Annotated in this window: 19 protein-coding genes; 11 read left to right on the top strand and 8 right to left on the bottom strand. The window is 39.6% G+C overall.

Translation table 11 applies throughout. From position 1 onward, the window contains the following. Window positions 1-80: 80 nt before the first annotated feature. Genes aroB through G413_RS0106180 form a run of 7 tightly spaced genes read left to right on the top strand, consistent with a single transcriptional unit; the run spans window position 81 to window position 5,958 of the window. On the top strand, window positions 81-1,094 hold the full coding sequence (gene aroB / locus G413_RS0106210; protein WP_022790056.1) for a 3-dehydroquinate synthase: 1,014 nt from the start codon (window positions 81-83) through the stop codon (window positions 1,092-1,094). Beyond that, window positions 1,084-2,199, top strand: coding sequence for a chorismate synthase (aroC, locus tag G413_RS0106205; RefSeq protein ID WP_022790055.1), 1,116 nt, complete (start codon window positions 1,084-1,086; stop codon window positions 2,197-2,199). The genes aroB and aroC overlap by 11 nt, the downstream gene beginning before the upstream one ends. After that, window positions 2,189-3,454: a 3-phosphoshikimate 1-carboxyvinyltransferase gene (aroA, locus tag G413_RS0106200; protein ID WP_022790054.1), complete on the top strand. Its 1,266-nt coding sequence runs from the start codon at window positions 2,189-2,191 to the stop codon at window positions 3,452-3,454. Before aroC ends, aroA begins: the two co-directional genes overlap by 11 nt. Then, entirely contained in the window at window positions 3,451-4,287 is an 837-nt protein-coding gene (locus G413_RS0106195; RefSeq protein WP_022790053.1) for a prephenate dehydrogenase, read from the top strand. Before aroA ends, G413_RS0106195 begins: the two co-directional genes overlap by 4 nt. A gap of 17 nt (window positions 4,288-4,304) precedes the next feature. Next, window positions 4,305-4,616 carry a TIGR04076 family protein gene (locus G413_RS0106190; RefSeq protein WP_022790052.1) on the top strand — a complete coding sequence of 104 codons (312 nt, stop codon included), beginning with the start codon at window positions 4,305-4,307 and terminating at the stop codon, window positions 4,614-4,616. Continuing rightward, on the top strand, window positions 4,613-5,122 hold the full coding sequence (gene bilS / locus G413_RS0106185) for a flavodoxin family protein BilS (RefSeq protein ID WP_022790051.1): 510 nt from the start codon (window positions 4,613-4,615) through the stop codon (window positions 5,120-5,122). Before G413_RS0106190 ends, bilS begins: the two co-directional genes overlap by 4 nt. Further along, window positions 5,119-5,958, top strand: a complete 840-nt coding sequence (locus G413_RS0106180; protein ID WP_022790050.1) for an NAD(P)-dependent oxidoreductase — start codon at window positions 5,119-5,121, stop codon at window positions 5,956-5,958. The genes bilS and G413_RS0106180 overlap by 4 nt, the downstream gene beginning before the upstream one ends. Before the next feature lie 25 nt (window positions 5,959-5,983). Here G413_RS0106180 and G413_RS0106175 read toward each other — a convergent pair whose 3' ends face one another. After that, window positions 5,984-6,235 carry a hypothetical protein gene (locus G413_RS0106175; RefSeq protein WP_022790049.1) on the bottom strand — a complete coding sequence of 84 codons (252 nt, stop codon included), beginning with the start codon at window positions 6,233-6,235 and terminating at the stop codon, window positions 5,984-5,986. A gap of 242 nt (window positions 6,236-6,477) precedes the next feature. Here G413_RS0106175 and G413_RS0106170 point away from each other — a divergent pair, with 242 nt between their 5' ends. After that, window positions 6,478-7,200 carry an Rpn family recombination-promoting nuclease/putative transposase gene (locus G413_RS0106170; protein ID WP_276329710.1) on the top strand — a complete coding sequence of 241 codons (723 nt, stop codon included), beginning with the start codon at window positions 6,478-6,480 and terminating at the stop codon, window positions 7,198-7,200. A gap of 261 nt (window positions 7,201-7,461) precedes the next feature. Next, window positions 7,462-9,339: an ATP-dependent zinc metalloprotease FtsH gene (ftsH, locus tag G413_RS0106165; RefSeq protein WP_022790047.1), complete on the top strand. Its 1,878-nt coding sequence runs from the start codon at window positions 7,462-7,464 to the stop codon at window positions 9,337-9,339. A 34-nt stretch (window positions 9,340-9,373) separates the two neighbouring features. On the opposite strand, the gene G413_RS0106160 is transcribed toward ftsH, so the two are convergent. The 6 genes from G413_RS0106160 to G413_RS0106135 all read right to left on the bottom strand — a co-directional run bounded on the left by G413_RS0106160 (window position 9,374) and on the right by G413_RS0106135 (window position 15,550). Then, window positions 9,374-10,321 (bottom strand): type I phosphomannose isomerase catalytic subunit, encoded by a 948-nt coding sequence (locus tag G413_RS0106160; RefSeq protein WP_022790046.1) that lies wholly within the window; start codon window positions 10,319-10,321, stop codon window positions 9,374-9,376. A 130-nt stretch (window positions 10,322-10,451) separates the two neighbouring features. After that, window positions 10,452-11,105 carry a potassium channel family protein gene (locus G413_RS0106155; RefSeq protein WP_022790045.1) on the bottom strand — a complete coding sequence of 218 codons (654 nt, stop codon included), beginning with the start codon at window positions 11,103-11,105 and terminating at the stop codon, window positions 10,452-10,454. Window position 11,106: 1 nt separating this feature from the next. Further along, entirely contained in the window at window positions 11,107-12,453 is a 1,347-nt protein-coding gene (locus G413_RS0106150) for a TrkH family potassium uptake protein (protein ID WP_022790044.1), read from the bottom strand. A 196-nt stretch (window positions 12,454-12,649) separates the two neighbouring features. Then, window positions 12,650-14,284: a putative manganese-dependent inorganic diphosphatase gene (locus G413_RS0106145; protein WP_027969086.1), complete on the bottom strand. Its 1,635-nt coding sequence runs from the start codon at window positions 14,282-14,284 to the stop codon at window positions 12,650-12,652. A gap of 57 nt (window positions 14,285-14,341) precedes the next feature. After that, a complete protein-coding gene (locus G413_RS11100) occupies window positions 14,342-15,046 on the bottom strand; it encodes a YoaK family protein (protein WP_022790042.1) in 705 nt (234 codons plus the stop codon). After that, window positions 15,047-15,550, bottom strand: coding sequence for a GNAT family N-acetyltransferase (locus G413_RS0106135; protein ID WP_022790041.1), 504 nt, complete (start codon window positions 15,548-15,550; stop codon window positions 15,047-15,049). 319 nt (window positions 15,551-15,869) lie between these two features. Here G413_RS0106135 and G413_RS0106130 point away from each other — a divergent pair, with 319 nt between their 5' ends. After that, on the top strand, window positions 15,870-16,592 hold the full coding sequence (locus G413_RS0106130) for an ABC transporter ATP-binding protein (protein WP_022790040.1): 723 nt from the start codon (window positions 15,870-15,872) through the stop codon (window positions 16,590-16,592). Beyond that, window positions 16,585-18,225, top strand: a complete 1,641-nt coding sequence (locus G413_RS0106125; RefSeq protein ID WP_022790039.1) for a hypothetical protein — start codon at window positions 16,585-16,587, stop codon at window positions 18,223-18,225. Before G413_RS0106130 ends, G413_RS0106125 begins: the two co-directional genes overlap by 8 nt. 60 nt (window positions 18,226-18,285) lie before the next feature. Here the strand turns inward: G413_RS0106125 and trxA are convergent, their stop codons facing one another. Beyond that, the gene (gene trxA, locus G413_RS0106120) at window positions 18,286-18,594 is read right to left on the bottom strand and encodes a thioredoxin (RefSeq protein ID WP_022790038.1); all 309 of its coding nucleotides are present in this window, start codon (window positions 18,592-18,594) and stop codon (window positions 18,286-18,288) included. Window positions 18,595-18,612: the final 18 nt, after the last annotated feature.

Raw genomic sequence — 18,612 nt, 5'->3', positions numbered from 1 at the left:
TTTTTCATTTGTTTTGAAAATCTTTCATTCTTTACATCATGAATCCATTTTCATGGTATCATAATGCAGAGGTGAAACATATGAAAATGACAGTGAATCTTAAAGATCGCTCTTATCCGATCTTAATTGAAAGTGATGCTCTTTCTCATATAGATACAATACTCGATGTTAATCGAAAACTGGCTTTGATTGCCGATGATGCGATTCCAAAACAATGGATACAAAAGATCAAAGACCAGTGTCCAAACAGCTTTGTGATTCGTTTTCCTCAGGGAGAAGCATCCAAGTGTTTTTTACAATATGAAAATCTATTAAAACAATGTATTGATTATGATATGACAAGAAAAGATGCGATTGTGGCTATCGGTGGTGGTGTGACCGGTGATTTGGCAGGATTTGTGGCCTCCAGTTATATGCGTGGCATCGATTTCTATAATATTCCCACTACTTTATTGGCACAAGTCGATTCCAGTGTAGGCGGTAAGGTAGCCATCGATGTAGCTTCTTATAAAAATATCGTTGGTGCTTTTCATCAACCAAAAGGTGTAATCATTGACCCGGACGTTCTCTCTACGCTGTCTCAAAGACAAATTCATAATGGACTTGTGGAAGCCTTAAAAACCGGGTTGATTCAAGATGAAAAGCTTGTCGAACTTTTTGAACAAGAACCACTTGATATTCCACAGATTATCGAACGTTCCATCAATGTGAAAAGACAAGTTGTTGAACAGGATGAAAAAGAAAGTGGCTTGCGAAAGATCTTAAATTTTGGTCACACTATTGGTCATGCGATCGAAGGTGCCTATGGGCTCGATACCTATCTGCATGGAGAGTGTGTAGCAATGGGAATGTTGTTCTTTATTGAAGATCAGCCATTAAAAGAACGTGTTTTATCGATCTATAAACGACTCGATCTGCCTAAAGTTCCCGATTATGACATTGATACTTTAATGAGCTATATTCAACACGACAAAAAAAGCAGTGCGCAAACGGTCAGTATTGTAAAAGTTAGACAGGCCGGAACTTTTGAGATTGAAGAGATGACATACGAACAAATCCGAAACGTATTAGAAAGAGGTCCCTATGAAAAATAGTATCGGAAACAATATCACAATGACGATCTTTGGTGAAAGTCATGGCCCTTGTGTTGGTGTAACCTTAGATGGACTTCCCAGTGGTTTCAAGATCGACTTAGACTTTTTATATGATGACATGGAAAAACGTAGAGCCGTTGGCTTGATTTCTACGCAACGCCATGAAGAGGATCATCCGGAGATTGTATCTGGTTTTTTCAACGGTTATACAACGGGTACGCCTTTAACTCTGTTGATTGCCAATAAAGACCAACATTCAAAGGATTATGAAAAGATCAAGGGACGATTGCGCCCCGGCCATGCGGATTATACTGCCTTTGAACGATACAATGGTTATCAGGATTATCGTGGTGGTGGTCATTTTTCAGGCCGGTTGACCGCTTGTATGGTAGCTGCGGGAAATATTTGTAAACAAATCTTAATGGCAAAAGGTGTACAGATTGGCTCTCACATGGAACAGTTATACAACTTAAAAGACATTCCTTTCAGTTCAGACATCAACGTTTTAAATGAACAAATTCAACAGGTCAATCAAATGAAGTTTGCCGTATTGGATGCAGCCATGGAAGAGCCGATGAAAGAGGCTGCTTTACAGGCACAAAAAGAAGGCGATTCAATTGGCGGTATTTTAGAAACAGCCATCACCGGTTATCCGGCAGGAATCGGTGATCCAATCTTTGGAGCATTAGAAAGCACATTGACACAGATTTTATATTCTATTCCCGCCGTCAAAGGCGTCAGCTTTGGTTTAGGCTTTGGCTTTGCGAATTTAAAAGGAAGTCAGGCAAACGATCCTTTTTATTTCGATGGCCAGATTCGTACAACAACGAACAACAATGCCGGAATCAATGGAGGAATCTCCAACGGAATGCCAATCCTCATTCATACTTGTGTCAAACCGACTTCTTCCATTTATAAAGTACAAAATTCCGTCGATTACTCAACCAAGCAAAATGTAAAGCTGCAGATCGTCGGTCGTCACGACCCCTGCATCATTCATCGCGCCCGTATCGTCGTTGATAACATGTTAAGCTTTGGTTTATTAGATGCCTGGATGTCAAAAGCGGCCCTGACACCCTTTGAAGGAGAACAGTATGAAAGTTAAGATCTATCCGTCCAAAGTGTATGGAACCGTTACCATTCCCAGCAGTAAGTCCATGGCCCACCGTGCTTTGATTTGCGCCTCATTAGCTAAAGGGTGCAGCACACTTTCTGGTATCATGCCTTCCAAAGATATTGAAGCTACCATTTCGTGCATGCAGGCATTAGGTGCAAAAATCGAAAAAGTAGAGGACAACTACATCGTTCATGGAACCAACTTACAAGTACAGGTACAAAACATCCTCTGTGATTGCCACGAATCTGGCTCCACATTGCGTTTTTTGATTCCAGTAGCTTCCTTAACAAACCAAAAAGTGACTTTTATCGGACAAGGACGACTGATGAAACGTCCTATGGATATCTACCAAACTTTATTCGACCAGCAAAATCTTTCCTTTATACAGGAAGAGGATCATATTGAAATTAAGGGTGCATTAAAAGAGAACCACTATACGATTCCAGGCAATGTATCCAGTCAGTTTATCAGCGGACTTTTATTCACACTTCCTTTACTTCCAAAGGAAAGTACAATAACGATTCAAGAACCGTTTGAATCCAAAAGTTATGTAGATTTGACCCTGCAAATGTTAAAGAATTTCGGTATTACGATTCATCAAAAAGGAAATACGTATAGCATTCCCGGCAGTCAGCACTATCAGGCAAAAGATGTTCACGTGGAAGGCGATTATTCCCAAATGGCTTTCTTTGGGGCGTTAGCTTCTCTACAAAGTGAATTAACGATTACGAATATGGATCCTGACTCCATGCAGGGAGATAAAGCCATCTTACAGCAATTACAAAATGCCGGTGCCAAGGTATCCATCAAAAACGATCAAATTACCGTTACCCATCAACTGTTACAGGCACAGACCATTGATCTGGCCAATTGTCCGGATCTTGGCCCTATTCTTTGTGTACTGGCAAGCTTCTGTAAAGGATACACGCACTTTATTCACGCAAAGCGATTGCGCATCAAAGAAAGCGACCGCATAGAAGCGATGGAATCGGAATTAAAAAAGTGGGGTGTAGATATTTCATCTACCGAAGATACGATCACCATCTATGGTAAAGAAGCCTATGATCGCAAAGACGTTATCATTGATGGACATAATGATCATCGTATCGTGATGGCAATGAGTGTTTTCGGCCTTTGTGCAAAACATCCTTCTGTGATTCAAGGTGCTGAAGCCATCACAAAAAGTTATCCGACTTTTTTCGATGATATTCTTAAAATCCATGGAAAGGTGGAAACTGTATGAAAACAATCGGAGTCATTGGACTGGGTGTCATGGGAGCCAGCTTTGCCAGCCGTTTAAGCCATAAAGGCTATACGGTTTATGGTTTTGAACGATCCCAGGAAACACTGGATATTGCCTTACAAAAGCAGATCATTCAAAAAGGTACGACCGAACCGAAAACCCTGTTAAAAGAATGCGATCTGATCATCATTGCTCTTTACCCAACACAGATTTTGCCTTGGATCAGACAATACCAGCAGACCTGCAAAGATAAAGCAATTCTCATGGATATCAGCGGTGTCAAAAGTAATATCATCAAACCGGTACAAGCCATTTTAAGAGAGGATTTAGAGCTCATCAGCATTCATCCCATGTGCGGTAGAGAATCCAGAGGCATACAGTTTAGCGATGAAACCATTTTTGATCAGGCCAACTACATCGTTGTACCAACTGACCAAAATACACCGGAAGCGATCGAACTAGCCAAACAACTAGGGGTGATTTTAGGTGTTAAAAACATCAGTACCCTCAGTATTGAAGAACATGATCGCATGATCGGCTTTTTATCCCAGTTGACCCATGTGATTGCGGTCAGCCTGATGAACACGCATGAAAATGCGCATCTTGTAGAATATACCGGTGACAGCTTCCACGATCTGACTCGTATTGCCGAAATCAATGAAGATCTATGGAGCGAATTATTCTTATTAAACAAAGAAATTTTATTAGATGAAACAGACCAGTTTATCGCTTCGATCCAACACTTTAGGGATGTCTTGGATCAGGAAGATGCCGAAGAAATGAAACGTCTGTTTATTCAATCCACAAAACGAAGAAAGCTTTTTAATCGATAAGGTGGTACAATACCCTTATGAAAAAGATACGTATCACAGCTTTAAAACAGACGATCTATACCGATTTGATTCAAAAATATGAAAACCCGATTCAACATGCCTGCCCTATTTCGGAAGGACAAACATGGATCGTTTCCAACGCACTTTGCCCATCAGACTTTTGCCAAAGCGCCTGGCAAAACTTATACCCCTATGTTTTTGCCTTAGCACATGGCGCAACAGATTTTTTTGATGGATGGATGAAGGATTCAAGATCGGCTTTGATCAGCTGTAACGATGGATTTCGTCCCGTATCTTTTCTTTTAGAAGTTATGGAGGAAAAAGCGTGAAAATATGTATTTATTACGACAGCATAACCGGCAATACCAAAAAAATTGCCGATGCGATTTATGAAACTTGTAAAGATGAGGTCTTATATTGCGGTAAACCACAGAAATTACAGGAAGCAGATTTATATTTTATTGGTTCCTGGACAGATAAAGGAAATTGCTCTTCTGTGATACAAAATCTTTTATCTTCTTTAAAGAATAAAAAGATTGCGTATTTTGGTACATGCGGTTTTGGAGGATCATCAGAATATTATGCTTCTTTGTATCAAAGAGCCAAAAATCAGATTGATGCTTCGAATGTCATTTTAGGACATTTCTTTTGTCCCGGAAAAATGCCGGAAGCCATTAAGGATCGTTATGTGAAATTATTACAGGAACATCCAGAGGACAAAAAGCTGCAAGTCAGTTTAAAAAATTTTGAAGAGGTAAAGACCAGGCCCAATACAGAAGATCTAAACAAGGCACAAAGTTGGGCCAAAGAAATGATAAAGGAGGCTTTACAATGAAAATTGGATGGATCGGTGCCGGAATCATGGGAAATCCCATGGTGCACCACTTATTGAAGAATGGACACGAGGCACATGTGTATGCCAGGCATCCACAAAAAGTACAAAATCTGATTGAAGAAGGCGCTGTTTTAGAAGAAAGTATTGCTTCTTTGGTGCAGCACAGCGATGTGATTTGTACCATGGTAGGCTTCCCCAGTGATGTAAAAGAAGTGTATGGCACAATTTTCGAACACATTGAACCCGGTAAAATTTGTATCGACTTTACTACATCTTCACCATCTCTGGCTGTTGCGTTAGCACAACAAGGAAAAGATAAACAAGTAACGGTACTTGATGCACCTGTTACCGGTGGTGATGCCGGCGCCAAGCAGGGAACCTTAACAATTTTGGTCGGCGGTCCAAAAGAAACTTTTGATCAGCTACAGCCTGTTTTCAGCGCATTTGGTAAAGATATCTTTTATTGCGGAGTAGCCGGAGCCGGTCAAAAAGTAAAGATTGCCAACCAAATCATGATTGCCAATACACTGCAGGGTATTTGTGAAGCTATGACCTATTTAAAGAGCCAAGGCTGCGATCCTGCTTTAGTCATTCAAAATCTGCAAAATGGAGCTGCTGGTTCCCGTCAGTTAGAACTCTTAGGACCAAAAATGCTTCAAAATAATTTTGATCCAGGCTTCTACATCAAACACTTTGTCAAAGATTTAAGAATTGCCCTGGATCAAAAAGAAGTAAAACTGACCGGCGTAGAAAATGTGATTCAAGAATACATCACTCTGATGGATCAAGGATATCAGGATCTAGGTACGCAGGCTCTGATTAAATATTTTCAGTAAGAACCACTCGCTGGTTCTTTTTTCTTTACCGAGTTCCCCGAAAATAAATCAATAATGTCAACAATGGAACCAAGGCACAGAAAAAAGCTGAATATTTTTCATACCATTTTTGATGATGATAAAAAGACCAGCCAAGCCATCCCACATCTCCAACTAGACAACATATCGCCAATCCGATATGTAACGTTGACATATGCGTATTACAAATCCATGTATAGATAAAAAAGATCAAGTTCAAGATAAAAAACATTATGTAACGATATACATCCTTCTTCATAGAAATCATCCCCTTATTTGCCCATATACTATATGCGTTTTCTGTGTTTTCAGTACTGTTTAAATGTGTGAAATTATCAAATCTGTCAAACATAAGAATTGTTTTCTCTGGCTTAAAACACGATATAAAAATATTCGTCAATTTTTTTAATAGTTTTCCTGATTTTTTTCGTATCTAATAGTGAGGCTATTATTACTAGTATGTGAAATCTTTATGTACCTGCCTTCTTTTACTGCTTTGTTTTGATAGCTGATAGATCAGAAATTGCGAACCAAAAACATCCCCGCATGGATCTTCTTGTCTCTTTTGATGACGGCCGTCTGGCCAATATCGAAATGCAAGTGGTTTACGATCCAGAAGAATTCTTTTATCGCATGTTCTATTATGAAATTCGTTTAGCATCCAGACAAGTACTTAAGGAAAAAGAACCCTATTCGAATTTTCATCCTGTTTATCAAATCGTGATCACAGATTTTATCATTTCTTCGGAATATGAAAAGCTGGTGGAACAGTTTGAACAAAGAAACTGGAAAGGACAGGCTTTAAAATACGCCGGACAGTTAATGCAGCTGATCTTTGTTCAGCTTCCCAAAGTTCCTTTGATGAATGTAAAAGACATGAGCTTACTTGAAAAGTGGAGTTTCTTTCTGAAATACTTTGAAGACGAAGGAAAACAGTCTATAATCAAAGAAGTAATCAAGCAGGAAGAAGGAATCGCCATGGCAGACAGGATCATCAAGTATATGAGCCAGGAATGGATCGATCAGCTCAATGAAGAATTCGAACAGTTGAGTATCAATGACAGCATTCGAATGGAAAATGCACGAATCAAACGGGCAAAAGAGAAAGGCCGTGAAGAAGGACAGAAAGACCTAATAAAGCTATTATCCCAAACAATGACTGCAGAAGAGATTTCTAAAGCAACTCAAAAACCATTAGAAGAAATACAAAACATATTGAAATAAACTTATATTGTATTTTTTCAAAATCAATCTCTACTAAAAATTGCCAGGCAGAAATTTAAAAACTGCCTGGCCCTTTTTATACAAATTGAACAAAGATTTTTATGGATAGAACTCTTTTCTATCTATTTTTTACCCTAGTGTCCAACAAAATTTATAGATATCTTCTTTACATTATGTGAAATTATCTTTTCTTTAGCAAACCAATTGACAGAGTGCTAAAAAGATTTATAATGATATCAATTCTTTTAGGAGGATAGATTCATGAACAATCAACCCAAACGATCCTTATATCGTTACTATGCCATTATATTAATTATTATCCTGGCTTTAAATTTTATTGTGATGCCTCTGTTCAATTCCAGTCGTATGGAATCAACAACATATTCTGACTTTTTAGATTCGATTGAAGAAAAAGATGTTGAAAATGTACAGATTGAAGACCAGACGGTATATTACACATTAAAAGGTGAAGACAACAAAACCTATGAAACCGGATTAATGAACGATGGTGATCTGGTAAATCGACTTGATGCTTCCGGCGCTAACTTTACACAGGTCATCCCGACACAGATCAATCCGTTTGTCTATTATCTCTTAACTTTATTTTTGCCGATATTCATCTTCTGGTGGTTTGGACGACGCATGTTTAAGAAGATCCAAAGCAAAACCGGAAACGAAAGTATGTCCTTTGGCCAGGGAGGCTTTGGTTTTGGAAATTTAGGAAAATCCAATGTAAAAGTCTATGAAGGCAAAAAGACCGGAAAGACATTCCATGATGTAGCCGGGCAGGAAGAAGCCAAAGAAAATTTAAAAGAAATCGTGGATTTCTTAAACAACCCGAAAAAATATAAAGAAATTGGTGCACAGATGCCTAAAGGTGCTTTGTTGGTTGGCCCTCCGGGAACCGGTAAAACTTTATTAGCCAAAGCAGTAGCCGGTGAAGCCGGTGTTCCTTTCTTCTCTATTTCCGGTTCTGAATTTGTAGAAATGTTTGTCGGTCGTGGAGCTGCCAAGGTCCGGGATCTATTTAAACAAGCACGTGAAAAAGCACCTTGTATCGTATTTATTGATGAGATTGATACCATTGGTAAAAAACGAGATGGTGCCGGATTATCCGGAAACGATGAGCGAGAGCAGACATTAAACCAGCTGTTAGCGGAAATGGATGGATTTGACGGATCGAAAGGTGTTGTCTTATTGGCAGCAACCAACCGTCCGGAATCCTTAGACCCGGCTTTGACAAGACCGGGAAGATTCGATCGTCGAATTCCTGTAGAACTACCAGATTTAGCCGGACGAGAAGCAATTCTTAGGCTCCATGCAAAAGATGTGAAATGTTCTCCAGAAATTGATTTTAATGTAATCGCAAGAGCCAGTGCCGGTGCCAGTGGAGCTGATTTAGCCAATATGGTCAATGAAGCTGCCTTATTAGCCGTACGAGACAGACGAAAGATGGTTGTTCAACGTGACTTGGAAGAAGCTATTGAAATCGTCATAGCCGGTGAACAGAAAAAAGGAACGGCCATTTCCAATAAAGAGCGTATGATCGTATCCTATCATGAAATTGGCCATGCCTTAGTCGCTGCCAAATGCCAAAACAGTGCGCCGGTTCATAAAATTACGATTATCCCAAGAACCAAAGGGGCTTTAGGTTATACCATGCAGGTTGAACAAAATGAACAATATCTGGTATCGAAAGAAGATGCTTATCATCGATTGATGATCTATACTGGTGGTCGATGTGCCGAGGAACTGATCTTTAATTCTATCACAACCGGCGCCAGCAACGATATTGAGCAGGCCACCAAACTGGCACGTGCCATGATCACACGCTACGGTATGAGCGATAACTTTGGCATGATGGCTTTGGAAACAGTAAACAATGCATACTTAGGTGGCGATACAAGCCTGCAGTGTTCGAATGAAACCGCAACTAAAATCGATGAAGAAGTAGCCACTTTAATCAAAAAAGCCCATGATGAAGCTTATCAAATCTTATTAGACAATAAGATGAAACTGCATGAACTTGCCAAATATCTTTATGAAAAAGAAACCATTACCGGCGAACAGTTTATGTATATTTTAAATAAACCGGTAGAAATTCCGACTTCTTTAAACAATACGGAAACTAACGCATAGGCTAAGAGCTTTGAGGTTTTTTCAAAGCTCTTTTTTAAACATTTTCATTACGATAAGATGCTAGGAAAAGATCCATCTTTCCTTCAAAATGCATCCATCCCATATCAGCTGGAACCAGTATTGTTTCGCCTTGTCGAATAGGGATATCATTGATTGTCCCCTGCCCTTTTACACAGGTATAGAAGGCAAATCGATCATGAAGAAATTTCCCCTTTTCATCGATCTGTAAGCGAAATAATGTATATAATCCGGGTTCATCCCCATATCGTGTGACTTTACAGCCAAATTCAAAAGAAGACGGAAACATTTGAAACTCAATCCTCTTATCCGGAATATTGACATTTTCAAAAACCTCCTGCGGTTGAATCTCTCTTTTCTTACGTGTACCTGGATCAATACGATCATAATCATACAAGCGAAGTGTCAAATCTGCATTTCGGGATATATTGTATGTGAGCACTCCTTTTCCTATCGCATGCAGCGTACCGGTAGGAATATCGATAAATCCATCTATTGGTGTAGAAAGATAGCGTAACAGTTTTTTCCATTCTTTCTGCCTTGTCCATTCCATAAATTCTTCTTTCGTGTTGGCCCAATGCCCAAATTCAATATATCCATCTTTTGGCGCATCTAAAATGACCCATGCCTCCGGTTTCCCTCGACCGCCGTTATACGCTTTGGCAAATGTATCATCCGGATGGATTTGAATAGAAAGATCTTCCATGGGATCTAAGATATTGACACGAACTGTCAACTGTTTAGTCTCACATTCAAACCATTCTGGCTTCTGATCATACAATTCCGACAATGTACAATTCATTTCCGGCACTTCACAATCCGCATGTCCCGGCAATGCCACCACATTATAGACTTCCCCTAAAGGAGATACATCTGTATCATAGTGAAATTCTTCTTTTAGCCGGGTACCTCCGCCCCACATTCTAGGCTCATAATGTGGCATGATTTTAACGATCTTTTTCATGAGCTTAATTCTCTCCTATATTCTCATCTTTATCTCATTTATATCGTATTTATCACACGTTGTACATTCCTTTTTTCTATGATTTTATAAAAAGAAAAGCCGTGATCTTGTACGATCATGGCTTAATCTATTACTTAAATTGTCCTACCACTCTATCGATATCTTTTTGAAGCCCAATAACAACAAGATGCTCATCGGCTTCAATGACATGACCGGCACCTGGAAGCATATCCAGCTTTCCTTCTTTTTTCGTGCTGATGATGCTCAGACTGTACTGACGTCGAATATCAACTTCACCGACTGTTCTTCCTACCCACTTCGGTAATGGTGGAATTTCATAGATGGAGTATCCTTGTGAAAGCTCTACATAATCAAAGACATTGTTCATACTGCAGCGAACCGCCATTTTCTCCGCAATATCCCGGTTTGGATACACGACTTCATCCGCTCCGTTTTTCAACAGGAATTTTGCCTGAATATCACGATCCGCTTTACTAATGACTTTCTTGGCACCCAAAACCTTTAATTGATCCGTAATCTCCAAAGAGCTTTGAAAGCTGCTTCCGGTACAGACAAAACAAATATCATAGTTGTTGACACCTAAAGAGCGAAGTACTTCTTCATCCGTACAATCACCGATTTTTCCATCTGTTACAATTGGCAACAACTTTTCTACTACTTCGGCATCCTGATCAACAACCATAACTTCATTGCCTAATTTTGCCATTCGAGTGGCCAAATGACGTCCAAATCGTCCTAATCCGATAATCAATACTGTTTTCATCTTAACCTACCATCACTTTCTCTACCGGGTTTTGTACGGCCGGCACACTTTTCTTTTCAAAGAAGCTATACGCAAAGGACATGGATCCTATACGTCCTAAATACATCATCAAAATAATGATCACACGGCTGACCGGCACAAGGTCTCTTGTGATTCCAGTCGTCATTCCGACAGTGCCTAAACCGGAGAACACTTCAAAAGCCACATCCAACATATTCAAATCCTGTATTGCACAAATCGTCATGATGGAAACTAACGCCAAGGTCATCGTCATGATCAAAACATTACTGGATTCTCGTACGGTATCCTTGGAAACCTGACGTTTAAATAAGTTACAGTCATGATGACCACGTACACTGTTAAACCAAGAAGAGAACAAGACCGCTACCGTTGTCGTTTTGATACCACCGGCTGTTGATCCGGGGCTTCCTCCGATATACATCAGCACGCACATCAATAAAGCACTGCTTTGTCGTACCACACCGAAATCAACTGAATTAAAACCGGCTGTACGTGCTGTAACCGAACTAAATAAACAACATAAAATCTGTTCATGAATCGGACGTCCTGCCAGAATCGCATCTTTTTCAAATAAATAGAATAGGAACGCCCCTCCAAAAATCAAGATAAATGTTGTGACGAGTACGATTTTTGTATGTAAACGATATTTCCTAAAATGCCATTTATGTTCCAAAAGATCGGCCCATACGATAAAACCGATACCACCGATGACAATCAATGACATAATGACCATATTGATTAGTACATCCCCGGCATATGTTTCCAGGGAACTATAAGCCCCAAAGAAGCTCCCCAGAATATCAAAGCCGGCATTACAGAAAGCCGATATGGAGTGAAAAATACTCATCCACAAGCCTGTCTGTAGACCAAATTCCGGAATGAAGCGAAACATCAGTAAAACTGCACCGATCGATTCAATGATTAAAGTTCCCATCAAGGCTTTTTTAACCAGTCGGATAACGCCACCAACCTTATCAACGTTAAGACTATCCTGCAGCAGTCCACGAGTTCGTAAACTGATCTTTTTATTCAAGAACATCGAAAACAAAACACCCATGGTCACAAAGCCCAGTCCACCAATCTGAATCAATGTGATGATGACTAACTGCCCAAAAAAGTTCCAGTGTGTTCCGGTATCTACCACAACCAATCCGGTCACGCAAGTCGCACTCGTTGAAGTAAATAAGGAAGACAAGAAATCTGTCGATGTGCCACTTCTGGATGAAATGGGAAGCATCAACAACAGCGCACCAATCAAAATCACCAGAAAATGACCGATGGCCAAAGTCTGAGCATGGCTAAATCGCCTCTGAATTTTTTTAAACATATCTCTTCTCCAAATTCTCTATATCTAGCGTGAACCACGTTTCTTCTTATATACATATAATGTATATAGCACGGCATGGATATAAACAAATAGAAGAAAAACCGCTAGAATTTCCATCTTATTTTACACCACACAAAAATATCACAAAAGATATTAATGTTTAATTAGTGTTCTGTTCTTTCGCATTAAAATTGTATTAAGATTTTGTGATCACATCTGTCAACATCGGTACGATCTGATTCTTCCGCGATAATATGTTTTTTTGTACTATATGTCCATTTTTATATGATGGGAAGGCTTCTTCTACCCAGTGTTTTTTAGGGCCTGAGGCGAAAAAGACTGAACCATTTTCCAATATGCTTGTAAAAACACCTACACATACATCCAATCCTCTTTGTTTAACAAGCTTGGAAAGCTCTTGTTCGATTTCTTCATCCAAACCTAGCACATAGTCCACACAAGGTATGATTACTTGCGAAATCATCAGCTTCTGATTACGAATCTCAAAGTACTTAATATCGGTATTGACCAATTGTTCCACGCTTTTTCCGGAAATATCGGAGCTGACTGTAAACATATCGGTCGCAAAGGCATCGATATCCAAGGAAGCGAACGCCGCCAGCATGTTGGCCACTTCAATATCCTTTTGTGTTGTCGTTGGCGACTGGAACTTCAAGGTATCAGAAAGAACCGCTCCCAGAAGCAGACCAGCCAGATCTTTGGGAATCGGAATCTGGTTTTCTTTAAAGATCTTGGCGACGATCGTTGCGGTACTGCCTACGATTTCATTTCGGAAAGATACCGGCTTGCTTGTCGCAAAGTCACAGATCCTGTGATGATCCAATACTTCCACCAGTTCGGCCTGCTCGATTCCTTTGACCGACTGTGAAAATTCATTATGATCGACCATAACGATCTTCTTATTCGTATAATTCATCATATGATAACGGGTCACATAACCGATTGGCTGATATTTTTTATTCACGACAGGATACATGCGATAACGCGTCTTCAGCATCTTTCTGGAGACATCTTCGGCAAGCTCATAATCGGAAAATGTAACTACTTTTTTCGTCATGATCAATCCGATTGGCACAGAAAAATACAAATAACGTGAAGTATTCATACTTCCATGGCCCGATAGAACAAGCTGGCAATGATATTGTTTTGCCAGTTCAACGACTTCCGGCTGTACCTCTTTTGTCCAAACCATGACAAGCATACCGGCGCCTTTTCGAATCAAGTCAGACTGTGCCTGTGGATCGTCTCCGATAATAACGATTCGATCCTGAATATCATAGTTCTTAACATGATTTTTCGTTAATGCGACGATTGATACTTTCCCGTTGATATGACGATTTTCATCTCTATAAACCAATTTTCCGCTGATTGTTTTCACAATATTTTCAACCGGCGTTTCCTTTAACAGATCGATACCCTGAGCCGTATCACCCAAACCTACAAAGGAGATATCGCTGCGTGTAACTATTCCGATCAAAACACCATTTTCATCCGTTACCCCAAAGCCTTGCCCTTGTCCACTCTGCATCAGCTGCAAAGTCTCAAAAATCGTTGTTTCTGGATTTAGATCGACCGGATGATCCAGCTGCATTTCCTTTAGCTGGATTCGTGCATCTTCTAATAATTCCGGTTCTTCAAAATGAAAACGCTCCAACAAATAACGTGTTTCAGTATTCAAATTTCCCAATCGACATGCCTTGGCGGGAATACCCATCGCTCTTTTTAAAAAGGCATACCCAATCGCCGATGCCACACTGTCGGTATCGGGATGGATATGTCCTGTAATGTATAATGGTTCCTGTTGCATCATCAGCCCTCCATTTGATTTCATTATAGATTTTTTCTATAGGTTTTACAATGAAGAGTGTTAATGCCCGGAAGGGATCTTTTGAAAATCGCGATGATCTTCTTTAATATCACCACATGCCAAAAGTATAAAAGTCACCAAAAGAGGTAGTAGTGCAATCCAGATAGCTCTTTCCTGTAACCACAAACAGGCAGCTGCTTCAACGATACCTCCGGCCAAGAAACTCAAAAGCATCGATAAATGCGCCAACCCTTTCGATAACGCTTTGATATCTCTTTTTTTGATGTAGTGGATCAAGCCAAGTCCTGTCTGTCGCAGATGATTGGTACAAAATGTAGTAGCCATAGGAATACTTTCTGCCTGGCGGAATGTATTATACTGCATCGAAGCAATAAAGTTGATCATAACTTGCACAACATGATGGTTGACCGTCAACGGAATCCAGCCAACGATAAACAACACGAAGATCTCAAAAGCCACCAGATAGGTATCCCAGCGAAACAGATGAATTCGTTTTACCGGATTTGGCAACAGTTCGGAAAGGATCATTCCCGCAAAATAAGCGGTGATCGGAATCAGATAATACAAACCCTGCGAAAACTTTCCAGTCCCTAAAGAAACTCCCATCATCACAAAGTTTGCGGTTTGCGCATTACAGAAGACACCACCACGTAAAATAAATGTATAGGCGCCCATCATTCCTGCCGCAAACATCAATAAAATGAAGACTTCCCTGCGCTCACAGGCAAGATATTCTTTTTTCATTTAGAGCGTGTACTCCAGGATATAATCATCCATTACATATCCGTTTCCGATATCTGTCACATCCTCATCCACTTTTTTAAATCCCCATTTCTTATATACATCTAAAGAATGACGATTCTGCTTATTACATGTCAGATAAATCGAGTTATACTGATATTTCTTGGCATGCTCTTGAATATAGGCAAACATTTTAGAAGCATACCCACATCCTCTGGCTTCCTTCTTTAAATAGATCTTACTTAAAAACAACTGTGTTTCTTCATGCGCTAATGCGATATAGCCAACAAGACCTTGATCATCCTTTACCATAAAATAATGATAGTTATGATGTTTTTCCAGATCTTTCATCGCATCAAAGCTACAGAATTTTTCCACCATATAATCAATTTGTTCATCACTTAACAAAAATGGAAAATACTCATGCCAGATGGCATTAGCCAGATCAGCCGTTTGATGAAGCTGCTCATCATTTATACAAGGTTCAATCAATAATGTGTTTGACATATTCTCTCTCCTTTTTTACGTTGTCTATTGTACACCAAACTTTATATCCATAACAGAACGATCTATTCTTTCTTTATCCAATTGTGTTTGAACTGAAATTCCATAAACGCACTTAACTCAACCATTTGAAAAAGATTTATATCTTATATTCAATATATTCTACGTATTGTGATCCATTTAATGCACTTATAGCATGTAAATAGGGAATATAAACTAAATTTAACTGTACACACTAACTAAATATTAATATAATCTTAATTAATGCCTGTATTGCTTACCCCCCCCCGGTGGTATAATACGGCCAAGGAGATTTAGAAGTATGATTGAAATTAAAAATGTGACAAAACGTTTCGGTGAAAAAACAGCGGTGAACCAACTGACTGTTGACATTCCTACCGGATGCATCGTTGGCTTTATTGGTCCTAACGGAGCTGGTAAAACAACAACGATTCATATGATGACAGGCGTATTGACACCGGATGAAGGAACCATCACTTTAAACGGAAAAGACATCGTAAAAGATCCGGTCAATGCCAAACGTGAATTTGGTCTGGTACCGGATTCTCCGGATTTGTTCTTACGTTTAAGTGGTATGGAATATATTCAGTTTATGGCAGATATCTATCACATCGATACAGAAACCAGAAATGAGCGAATTCAAAAATTTGCCAAAGATTTCGGTATGGAAGATGCCCTAAGCGATCGCATGTCCAGCTATTCCCACGGTATGCGACAAAAAGCCATTCTGATTGCCACGTTGGTATGTAATCCTAACATCTGGATCTTGGATGAGCCAATGACTGGATTAGACCCTGCTTCTTCTTACTTATTGAAAGAGATGATGAAAGAACATGCGCATAATGGCAATACCGTTTTCTTCTCCACCCATGTTTTGGAGGTTGCGGAAAAGCTATGTGATAAGATCGTCATCATCAATCATGGAAACATCTGTTTTAACGGTACACTGGATGAACTAAAAGAACTGCATAAAGACAAGGATTCTTTGGAAGAAATCTTCCTGGAGGTTACACGCAATGCGTGATTTTCTGACAGTGACCAAAGCCTTATTTAAGGCCAATTACGGAATGGATCTAAAATCCAAACAAGGTAAAAAAGGAATCGCGGTCGCAGCCGTACTGGTTGTCTGCTTACTGCCCACATTTGCCTTACTGTTTAATATGTTTCAAACTGGTTTTGCGACTCATACCGTCGATTTATTGATCATGGAAATGGGCTTTGCGATGATTTGTTTTTTGATGTTGTGGACAGCCTTGTTTATCTTTCCATCGATCTTTTATTTTTCAAATGATTTGGAACATTTACTGGTACTTCCCATTACACCCAGAGTCATCGTTGCCAGTAAGTTTGTGATCGTCTATGTATCCCTGCTGCTAGTAAGCTTATTAGGGATGGTACCAATGTTAATTGCGTATATCAGCGCCGGAAATGTGAATATTTTATCAATTGTATTATTTATCCCTCAGATTCTTTTAATTGGGGCACCGACCGCCTTTGTCGCAAGTATCTTTTGGATGATCATATTAAGACTATTGCCATTTTTTAAGAATAAAGATCGTTTCAACATGATCACCGGAATTCTATCGATCGGTATTGCCGTATTGATCGGTATCGGTTCCAGTCAGCTAGGTGCTAACGTAGAAAATCCTATGTTCTTAATGGATATGCTTCAAAACAATCCTGAAAATCTATTGAAGATCGTTCGTATTTTCGCCAATGTGCCTTTTGCCGCCAGATCGATCGTGGAAGTATCCTTTATAGATTTTTTGATCACACTGGCCATTACACTGATTTTAGGAGTTGTTTTTGTCATTTGTGCCGATAGGCTGTATTTAAGTGCCGCAAGAGAATCCAAGGTTTCATCAGCCGGAAAAAAGAAAAAGGTTTCTTATCGAAATCAAGGTTCTGTCAGCTGGAGCTACTGGAAGGTTGAATTTTTACGATTGGTTCGAACCCCTGCCTATATGGCTAACTGTGTTTTATCCGCTTTGGTCATGCCGGTCATGTTTATCGTGATGGCAATCGTCACGCCGGGTATGAGTGAAATTAAAGAAATGTTAACAAGTCAGGCTATCAACATTCAAGATTTAGTCAATCTTCCTTTGATCCTGGTGATTGCCGGAGCAGCCGTTGGTTTCTTTGCTGGATCGTTAAACGGAATCAGTGCTACTGCCTTTTCACGAGAAGGAAAGAATTTAGACTTTGTCAAATATATTCCTTTTGACTTTACCAAACAAGTCATGATCAAAGGTTCGGTAGGAACACTTTTCTCGGTATTAACTTGTGTTTTGATGTTGTTTAGTGTTCATATGATCTTGCCTTATCCAATTTGGTACGATTTATTCTTCCTTTTAGGCAGTATTTTGACAACCGTTTTAGTCAATGCGATTGCGATTTTTGTCGATGGTATTCATCCAAAAACCGACTGGGAAGATGAAACCAGTGCCGTTAAAAACAATATGAACGTTGTTTTAGAGTTCTTGATCAGCTGGGCTATCCTTGCGGTAACCGTAGCACCATTCTTCTTATTTGGTTTAATGGCAAGCTGGGAAATGTATTCTATCATTATGTTGGTTATCATCTTATTGATTACGATCGGTTTTGTGATCATCACACCAAAAGTCATATTGAAACATTTGATGCAGACAAGCAAATAGCTGTCTGCATTTTTCTTTTCCATAAAAAAAGTGCCATTACGAGAATGACACTTTCTTTGATTATAATGCTTTTTCGATACCGGCAACAAGCTGTGCTTCCGGCATATAACCAGAGAATGCGGTAACCTGCTGTCCTTTTTTAAACAGGATCATTGTCGGCACAGCCATAACACCGTATTGTTGAGCCAATTCTGGGCTTTGATCCACATCGACTTTTACGATCTTCACTTTACCTTCTAATGTACTAGCCACACTTTCCAATACCGGGCTTAACATTTTACATGGCCCACACCATGTTGCGAAGAAATCTACTAAAACCGCATCTTCCTTCATGTATTCATTAAATTGTTGTGCATTGATAATTTCCATATCCTTCACCATCGCTTT

The sequence above is a fragment of the Faecalicoccus pleomorphus DSM 20574 genome (assembly GCF_000420345.1).
Lineage (GTDB): Bacteria > Bacillota_I > Bacilli_A > Erysipelotrichales > Erysipelotrichaceae > Faecalicoccus > Faecalicoccus pleomorphus.
This window is presented reverse-complemented; position numbering and strand designations above follow the sequence as displayed.

What these genes read in the sequence shown, in the direction of transcription:
- G413_RS0106125 (WP_022790039.1), top strand. Translation starts at nt 16,585, where the DNA reads ATGCGTGATTTTCTGACAGTGACCAAAGCCTTATTTAAGGCCAATTAC.
- G413_RS0106190 (WP_022790052.1), top strand. Translation starts at nt 4,305, where the DNA reads ATGAAAAAGATACGTATCACAGCTTTAAAACAGACGATCTATACCGAT.
- aroC (WP_022790055.1), top strand. Translation starts at nt 1,084, where the DNA reads ATGAAAAATAGTATCGGAAACAATATCACAATGACGATCTTTGGTGAA.
- G413_RS0106175 (WP_022790049.1), bottom strand. Translation starts at nt 6,235, where the DNA reads ATGAAGAAGGATGTATATCGTTACATAATGTTTTTTATCTTGAACTTG.
- ftsH (WP_022790047.1), top strand. Translation starts at nt 7,462, where the DNA reads ATGAACAATCAACCCAAACGATCCTTATATCGTTACTATGCCATTATA.
- G413_RS0106145 (WP_027969086.1), bottom strand. Translation starts at nt 14,284, where the DNA reads ATGATGCAACAGGAACCATTATACATTACAGGACATATCCATCCCGAT.
- G413_RS0106130 (WP_022790040.1), top strand. Translation starts at nt 15,870, where the DNA reads ATGATTGAAATTAAAAATGTGACAAAACGTTTCGGTGAAAAAACAGCG.
- G413_RS0106135 (WP_022790041.1), bottom strand. Translation starts at nt 15,550, where the DNA reads ATGTCAAACACATTATTGATTGAACCTTGTATAAATGATGAGCAGCTT.
- G413_RS11100 (WP_022790042.1), bottom strand. Translation starts at nt 15,046, where the DNA reads ATGAAAAAAGAATATCTTGCCTGTGAGCGCAGGGAAGTCTTCATTTTA.
- trxA (WP_022790038.1), bottom strand. Translation starts at nt 18,594, where the DNA reads ATGGAAATTATCAATGCACAACAATTTAATGAATACATGAAGGAAGAT.
- aroB (WP_022790056.1), top strand. Translation starts at nt 81, where the DNA reads ATGAAAATGACAGTGAATCTTAAAGATCGCTCTTATCCGATCTTAATT.
- G413_RS0106150 (WP_022790044.1), bottom strand. Translation starts at nt 12,453, where the DNA reads ATGTTTAAAAAAATTCAGAGGCGATTTAGCCATGCTCAGACTTTGGCC.
- aroA (WP_022790054.1), top strand. Translation starts at nt 2,189, where the DNA reads ATGAAAGTTAAGATCTATCCGTCCAAAGTGTATGGAACCGTTACCATT.
- G413_RS0106195 (WP_022790053.1), top strand. Translation starts at nt 3,451, where the DNA reads ATGAAAACAATCGGAGTCATTGGACTGGGTGTCATGGGAGCCAGCTTT.
- G413_RS0106155 (WP_022790045.1), bottom strand. Translation starts at nt 11,105, where the DNA reads ATGAAAACAGTATTGATTATCGGATTAGGACGATTTGGACGTCATTTG.
- G413_RS0106160 (WP_022790046.1), bottom strand. Translation starts at nt 10,321, where the DNA reads ATGAAAAAGATCGTTAAAATCATGCCACATTATGAGCCTAGAATGTGG.
- G413_RS0106180 (WP_022790050.1), top strand. Translation starts at nt 5,119, where the DNA reads ATGAAAATTGGATGGATCGGTGCCGGAATCATGGGAAATCCCATGGTG.